Origin of the sequence: Burkholderia sp. 4NA327C6, assembly GCF_005502655.1 — a bacterium.
GTDB classification, from domain to species: domain Bacteria; phylum Pseudomonadota; class Gammaproteobacteria; order Burkholderiales; family Burkholderiaceae; genus Burkholderia; species Burkholderia contaminans.
This window is the reverse complement of record NZ_SCNZ01000017.1, coordinates 158,194-164,193: the sequence shown is the minus strand read 5'-3', so window position 1 is coordinate 164,193 and position 6,000 is coordinate 158,194. Positions and strand designations below refer to the sequence as shown.

At 65.3% G+C, this 6,000-nt stretch carries 5 protein-coding genes and 1 pseudogene; all 6 read right to left on the bottom strand.

What is annotated here, in order from left to right:
- Nucleotides 1–442 (bottom strand): annotated as a pseudogene (locus FFS49_RS42395) (hypothetical protein); the annotation flags it as partial.
- Nucleotides 443–727: 285 nt separating this feature from the next.
- Nucleotides 728–1,738 carry a HoxN/HupN/NixA family nickel/cobalt transporter gene (locus tag FFS49_RS19350; RefSeq protein WP_171026785.1) on the bottom strand — a complete coding sequence of 337 codons (1,011 nt, stop codon included), beginning with the start codon at nt 1,736–1,738 and terminating at the stop codon, nt 728–730.
- A 154-nt stretch (nt 1,739–1,892) separates the two neighbouring features.
- A complete protein-coding gene (gene fusA, locus FFS49_RS19345; RefSeq protein WP_046544581.1) occupies nt 1,893–4,004 on the bottom strand; it encodes an elongation factor G in 2,112 nt (703 codons plus the stop codon).
- Nucleotides 4,005–4,220: 216 nt separating this feature from the next.
- Entirely contained in the window at nt 4,221–4,721 is a 501-nt protein-coding gene (locus tag FFS49_RS19340; RefSeq protein WP_089473431.1) for a DUF192 domain-containing protein, read from the bottom strand.
- A 163-nt stretch (nt 4,722–4,884) separates the two neighbouring features.
- Entirely contained in the window at nt 4,885–5,100 is a 216-nt protein-coding gene (locus FFS49_RS19335; RefSeq protein WP_011352970.1) for a hypothetical protein, read from the bottom strand.
- A gap of 281 nt (nt 5,101–5,381) precedes the next feature.
- Complete coding sequence (locus FFS49_RS19330) at nt 5,382–5,960, bottom strand: pseudouridine synthase (protein WP_046544582.1); 579 nt, start codon at nt 5,958–5,960, stop codon at nt 5,382–5,384.
- Nucleotides 5,961–6,000: the final 40 nt, after the last annotated feature.

Sequence of the window (6,000 nt, the reverse complement as noted above, 5' to 3'; positions counted from 1 at the left end):
CGGAAGAACCACCACCCGAGCCCCCGTTGCCAGACGCATTGCCTCCACGGCCCGTGCCACTCGTGCCGCCGGATGTTCCGCTTGTCGTTCCGCCGACACCAGCAGGCCCGACGGTCCCGTTCCCGTTGCTACCGTTGCCGTTGGCATTTCCGCTGCCGGGGCTGCCGCCGCTGCCATTGCCGCCCGAGCCTGCGCCACTTCCGCCAACGTGTCCGCCGGCGAAGACATGCACCGCGCACGCAGCCGGATTGGCTGCGCAAGGCGAAGCGTCGTCGACCAGCGTCATGATGGCGTCCGCGCTGGCAACTGCTCCGGCCGCGGTGTCCGGTGTCGCATCCTGTGCGACGGCATACGAGCAGCAACACGCGAACGCGGCTGCGGCGAACAAGGTTGCGCGATAGCGCCGTCCCGGCGTACGGAACGGTTGTTTCGACTTGAGCATCATGGCCTCCCCATGCGCGCGATGCCTCGTTGCCGCGCGGCTACGTGTGGTGCAGGGGGCCGGTAAAGGTTCGTAGTCCTGTCGGCAGCCGATCGCTTTCGGGCGGGCGCTGGACGCCAGCCGCGAGCGCGGAACGGCACGCGGGCCCGCCGTGCGAATCCCTATCTGCGAGATCCGTGCCACCGGCCGCTTGCGCCTGTCGCGCAAGGCGCACGCGAGCGCGCGACGACGCATGCAACGTCTTGGGGAGAGTTTTGTTTCGGGAATGAAACGTCTGAGCGATGTTCAGCGCGCAGGCGCGTCGGCCGCGCGCTGCCAGCGGTGGAACAGGATCGACGCGATCCAGCAGACGAGGAACAGGGCGACGATGCCATAGCCGATCGAGCCGAAGCGTTCGCCGAGTGCGTCGAGCGCGTCGCGCACGGGGCCCGTCAGCGACAGCTTGTCGGCCAGCAGGCCGGCTGCCTCGATCCCGCCGATCGCCAGCGCGACGGCCGCCGACACGAACGTGATGCTCGCGTTGTAGAGCAGCTTGCGCTGCGGATCGTCCATCGCCCAGCCGTACGCGTGAATCATCAGCACGTTGTCGGTCGAGTCGATCAGCGTCATGCCGGCGGTGAAAAGCGCGGGAAAAAGCATGACCGTATAGACCGGCAGCCCCTGGCTCGCTTGTGCAGCGGCGATCGCGAGCAGGCCGATTTCGGTTGCAGTATCGAAACCGAGCCCGAACAGCACGCCGACCGGATACATGTGCCAGCTCTTCGACACGAACCGGAACAGCGGGCGCAGCAGCCGGGAGACGAGCCCGGCAGGGCGGTGCACATGCGCGGCATCGTGCGCGTGCCCGTGCGTGCCCCGATAGCGCCGCCACACGTCGCGCAGGATCACCAGGTTCACGCACGCGAGCACGAGCAGGAAGGTGGCCGACACCGCCGTGCCGATCGTGCCGCCGATCTCGCGGAATGTGTCGAACCGGTCGCGCAGCGCGAACGCGGTCAGCGCGATGCCGAGCGTCGCGGCGATCACGATCGTCGAATGGCCGAGCGAGAAGAACAGGCCGACGCTCACCGGACGCTGGCCTTCCTGCATCAGCTTGCGCGTTGCAACGTCGATCGCGGCGATGTGGTCGGCGTCGACCGCATGACGCAGCCCGAGTCCGTATGCGATCGCCGCGGTGCCGAGCAGCAGCGGATGGTCGCGCAACACGGCGAGCGCCCACAGCCAGACGGCGGCGTTCGCGGCGATCAGGCCGGCATAGAGGATCAGCAGGCGGCGCAGGGCAGGGGTGAGCGGCATCGGGATGGTTCCATCTGACGAATCGCGATCCATTGTGGCACGCGAAAAAAACGCCTGGCGTGCCGATCAAAAGGCCGCGGGCGCCGAATGAAAAAGGCCCGTCCGGAACCGGACGGGCCTTGCCTGCAAGCAGCAGCGCGCGAGCGCGCCGCGCTTACTTCACTTTCGCGCTGATCACGCCTTCCGACACGTTGGCAGGCGTTTCCGCGTACTGCTTGAACTCCATCGTGTAGGTCGCGCGGCCCTGCGTGGCCGAACGCAGCGACGTCGAATAGCCGAACATTTCCGCGAGCGGCACTTCGGCGCGCACGAGCTTGCCGCCGCCGCCCGCGATGTCTTCCATCCCCTGCACGATGCCGCGACGGCTCGACAGGTCGCCCATCACGTTGCCCATGAATTCCTCGGGCGTCTCGACCTCGACGGCCATCATCGGCTCGAGCAGTACGGGTTTTGCCCGGCGCATCGCTTCCTTGAACGCCATCGAGCCGGCCATCCGGAACGCGTTTTCGTTCGAGTCGACGTCGTGGTACGAGCCGAACGTCAGGTGCACCTTCACGTCGACGACCGGGTAGCCCGCAAGCACGCCGCTCTTCAGCGTCTCGGTGATGCCCTTGTCGACGGCCGGGATGAATTCGCGCGGAATCACGCCACCCTTGATCTCGTCGAGGAACTCATAGCCCTTGCCGGGATTCGGCTCGAGCGTGATCACCGCGTGGCCGTACTGGCCGCGACCACCCGACTGCTTGACGAACTTGCCCTCGACGTCGGATGCCGTCGTGCGCACCGTCTCGCGATACGCGACCTGCGGCTTGCCGACCGTTGCCTCGACGCCGAATTCACGCTTCATCCGGTCGACCAGGATTTCGAGGTGGAGCTCGCCCATCCCCGAAATGATCGTCTGGCCGGACTCTTCGTCGGTCTGCACGCGGAACGACGGATCTTCCTGCGCGAGGCGGTTCAGCGCGAGGCCCATCTTTTCCTGGTCGGCCTTCGTCTTCGGCTCGACGGCCTGCGAGATCACCGGCTCCGGGAATTCCATCTTCTCGAGGATGATCGGCTTCGCCGGATCGCACAGCGTGTCGCCGGTGGTCGCTTCCTTCAGGCCGACGGCCGCCGCGATGTCGCCTGCGCGCACTTCCTTGATTTCCTTGCGCTCGTTCGCGTGCATCTGCAGGATCCGGCCGAGCCGTTCCTTCTTGTCCTTGGTCGCGTTGAGCACGGTGTCGCCCGATTCGACCACACCCGAATACACGCGGAAGAAGATCAGCTGGCCGACGAACGGGTCGGTCATGATCTTGAACGCGAGCGACGAGAACGGCTCGTCATCGCTCGGATGGCGTTCCGCCGGCTTTTCCGGATCGGCGAAGTCGTGGCCGAGAATGGCCGGCACGTCGACCGGCGACGGCAGGTAGTCGATCACCGCATCGAGCATCGCCTGCACGCCCTTGTTCTTGAACGCGCTGCCGCACAGCATCGGCACGATCTCGTTCGCGATCGTGCGCTTGCGCAGCGCGGCCTTGATCTCGTCCTCGGTCAGCGATTCATGGTCGTGCAGGTACTTCTCGAGCAGTTCCTCGCTCGCTTCCGCCGCGGCCTCGACCATCTTCTCGCGCCATTCGTGGGCGAGCTCGACGAGGTTCGCCGGGATGTCCTCGTACGAGAACTTCACGCCCTGGCTTTCGTCGTCCCACACGATCGCCTTCATCTTCACGAGATCGACGACGCCCTGGAAATGATCTTCCGCGCCGATCGGAATCTGGATCGGCACGGCGACGCCTTTCAGGCGCTCGCCGATCTGCTTCTGCACGCGGAAGAAATCGGCGCCGATGCGGTCCATCTTGTTGACGAACGCGATGCGCGGCACCTTGTACTTGTTGGCCTGGCGCCAGACGGTTTCGGACTGCGGCTGCACGCCGCCGACCGAGTCGTAGACCATGCACGCGCCGTCGAGCACGCGCATCGAGCGCTCGACTTCAATGGTGAAGTCGACGTGCCCGGGCGTGTCGATGATGTTGATCCGATGCTCGGGGTAGTTGCCGGCCATGCCCTTCCAGAAGGCCGTGGTCGCGGCCGACGTGATCGTGATGCCGCGTTCCTGCTCCTGCTCCATCCAGTCCATCGTGGCCGCGCCGTCGTGCACTTCACCGATCTTGTGGCTCACGCCGGTGTAAAACAGGATGCGCTCGGTCGTCGTGGTTTTGCCGGCATCGATGTGAGCGCTGATCCCGATATTGCGATAGCGCTCGATGGGGGTTTTGCGGGGCACGTGAACCTCCTTAGGTTCGGATGTAAGCGGGCCGACAGTGGCGGCCCGGGCTGGTCAAGCGAGACTTAAAGCATAGCGCTTGCGCGTGGCTTTTGCAGATGCGGCCGGCAGCGGCGGAATCAAGCCGGGCGTCACCGCCGGCGGGCGAAAAAAAAGCCGGCGCGCAACGGGCGGCCGGCTCGGTCGTTGCGCGGCACGGCGCCGCGGCAATGGCCGTCACTGGGCCTTCGGCAGGCCTTCGAGCTTCATGCCGGGCTTGATGCCCTTCGCCGCGAACCAGCCCTTGCTCATTTCGAGCGCATAGACGCCGTTGTTGCGCGGGCAGTGGTTGTCGGTCGTCTCGGCCTTCATCTCGTCGATGTCGGTGATCGTGCCGTCCGCGCGGATGAACGCGATCGACAGCGGGATCAGCGTGTTCTTCATCCAGAAGCAATGCACGGCGTTCTCGTTGAACACGAACAGCATGCCTTCGTTCGGCGCGAGCTGCGACCGGTACATCAGCCCCTGTTCGCGGTCGGGGTCGTTCGCGGCGACGGCCGCGTCGATCACGTACATGCCGGCGCGCAGCTTCACACGCGGGAATTCGCTCGGCTGCTTGGCGCCGGGCGGCACTTGCGCGCCGGCGGCCTGCATGCCGAACGCCATGACGGCGAGCGCGGCGGGAAACACGGCGGCGCGCGCAAGGCGGCCGAGCGACGAGCGCAGGGAGAATTGCACAGCAAGGCTCCTATCTGGAAAACGAGACCCGCATGGTACGCGATGCGTGTCGTCGGGCACAAAAAGAAAAAGGCAGATCGCCTTGCGGTGATCTGCCTTTCAACGCCGTAAGAACGGCAAGACTGCGTGTTCTTGACTGCGTTATTTATTACAGCAAGCTTACTTAGTTCGAAGCAGCTGCCGGTGCTGCTGCGTCGCTCGCTGCAGCCTTCTTCGATGCCTTGTGGTGCTTCTTGGCTGCGTGGTGCTTCTTGGCAGCGTGCTTAGCCGGTGCCGAAGCAGCTTCAGCAGCAGCCGGAGCAGCTTCCGGAGCCGATGCTTGTGCGAAAGCAGCCGTTGCGAAGAGACCAGCGACCAGAGCAGCGATCAGTTTGTTCATGTTGTGTTCCTCAGCTTTAGTTAATTAACCAAATGACCCGGCAATAGGAGTCATGTCGTCTAACGGTGCCATCCACCTTTCGGTTGACAGACGCTTCGAGAAATTTCTCATTGCGCTGCGGGCGCCGAATCGTATTCGATAAAAACGTCGCTTTCGTGACGCAAACACGGGTTCGGCTGCCAATGCCGGATAGCTAAGGTTGGCATCTGCGTGGTTTAACGCGCGATCTTCGCAGCCGGTTGACGAAAAAGATGACGAAAAATTCGCCCGTCCCGAATTCGTCATCCGGCGGGCGCGAAACCCTCCCACGGTGCGCGTGGCGGCAGTGCAATTGTTTCTCCCGGTGCAATGCCGAGCGCGAATATATCCAGTGCGCCGATGCCGACCCGCACCAGGCGCAGCGTCGGGAAGCCGACGGCCGCCGTCATCCGGCGCACCTGACGGTTCTTGCCCTCCGTGATCGCAAGCTCGATCCATGTCGTCGGGATCGCGGCGCGGTAGCGGATCGGCGGATTGCGCGGCCACAGCGTGTCGGGCGGTTCGATGAATTCGGCGCGGCACGGACGCGTCACGTAGTCGCCGAGGTCGACGCCGCGCGCGAGCGCCTTCAGGTCGGCGGGGCCGGGCGCGCCCTCGACCTGCGCCCAGTAGCGCTTGACGAGCTTGTGGCGCGGCTCCGCGATGCGCGCCTGCAGCGCGCCGTCGTCGGTGAGCAGCAGCAGCCCCTCGCTGTCCGCGTCCAGCCGGCCGGCCGCGTAGACGCCGGGCGTTTTTACCCAATCGCCGAGCGACGGGCGCGTCTCGTGCGCGGAAAACTGGCAAATCGTGCCGAACGGCTTGTTGAGGGCGATCAGGTTCATGGCGGGGCGTCCGCCCGGCGCGCCGCGGGAAGCGGGGCGG

Coding starts and splice junctions, on each gene's coding strand:
- FFS49_RS19350 (WP_171026785.1), bottom strand. CDS start 1,738: ATGCCGCTCACCCCTGCCCTGCGCCGCCTGCTGATCCTCTATGCCGGC.
- FFS49_RS19335 (WP_011352970.1), bottom strand. CDS start 5,100: ATGAACAAACTGATCGCTGCTCTGGTCGCTGGTCTCTTCGCAACGGCT.
- FFS49_RS19330 (WP_046544582.1), bottom strand. CDS start 5,960: ATGAACCTGATCGCCCTCAACAAGCCGTTCGGCACGATTTGCCAGTTT.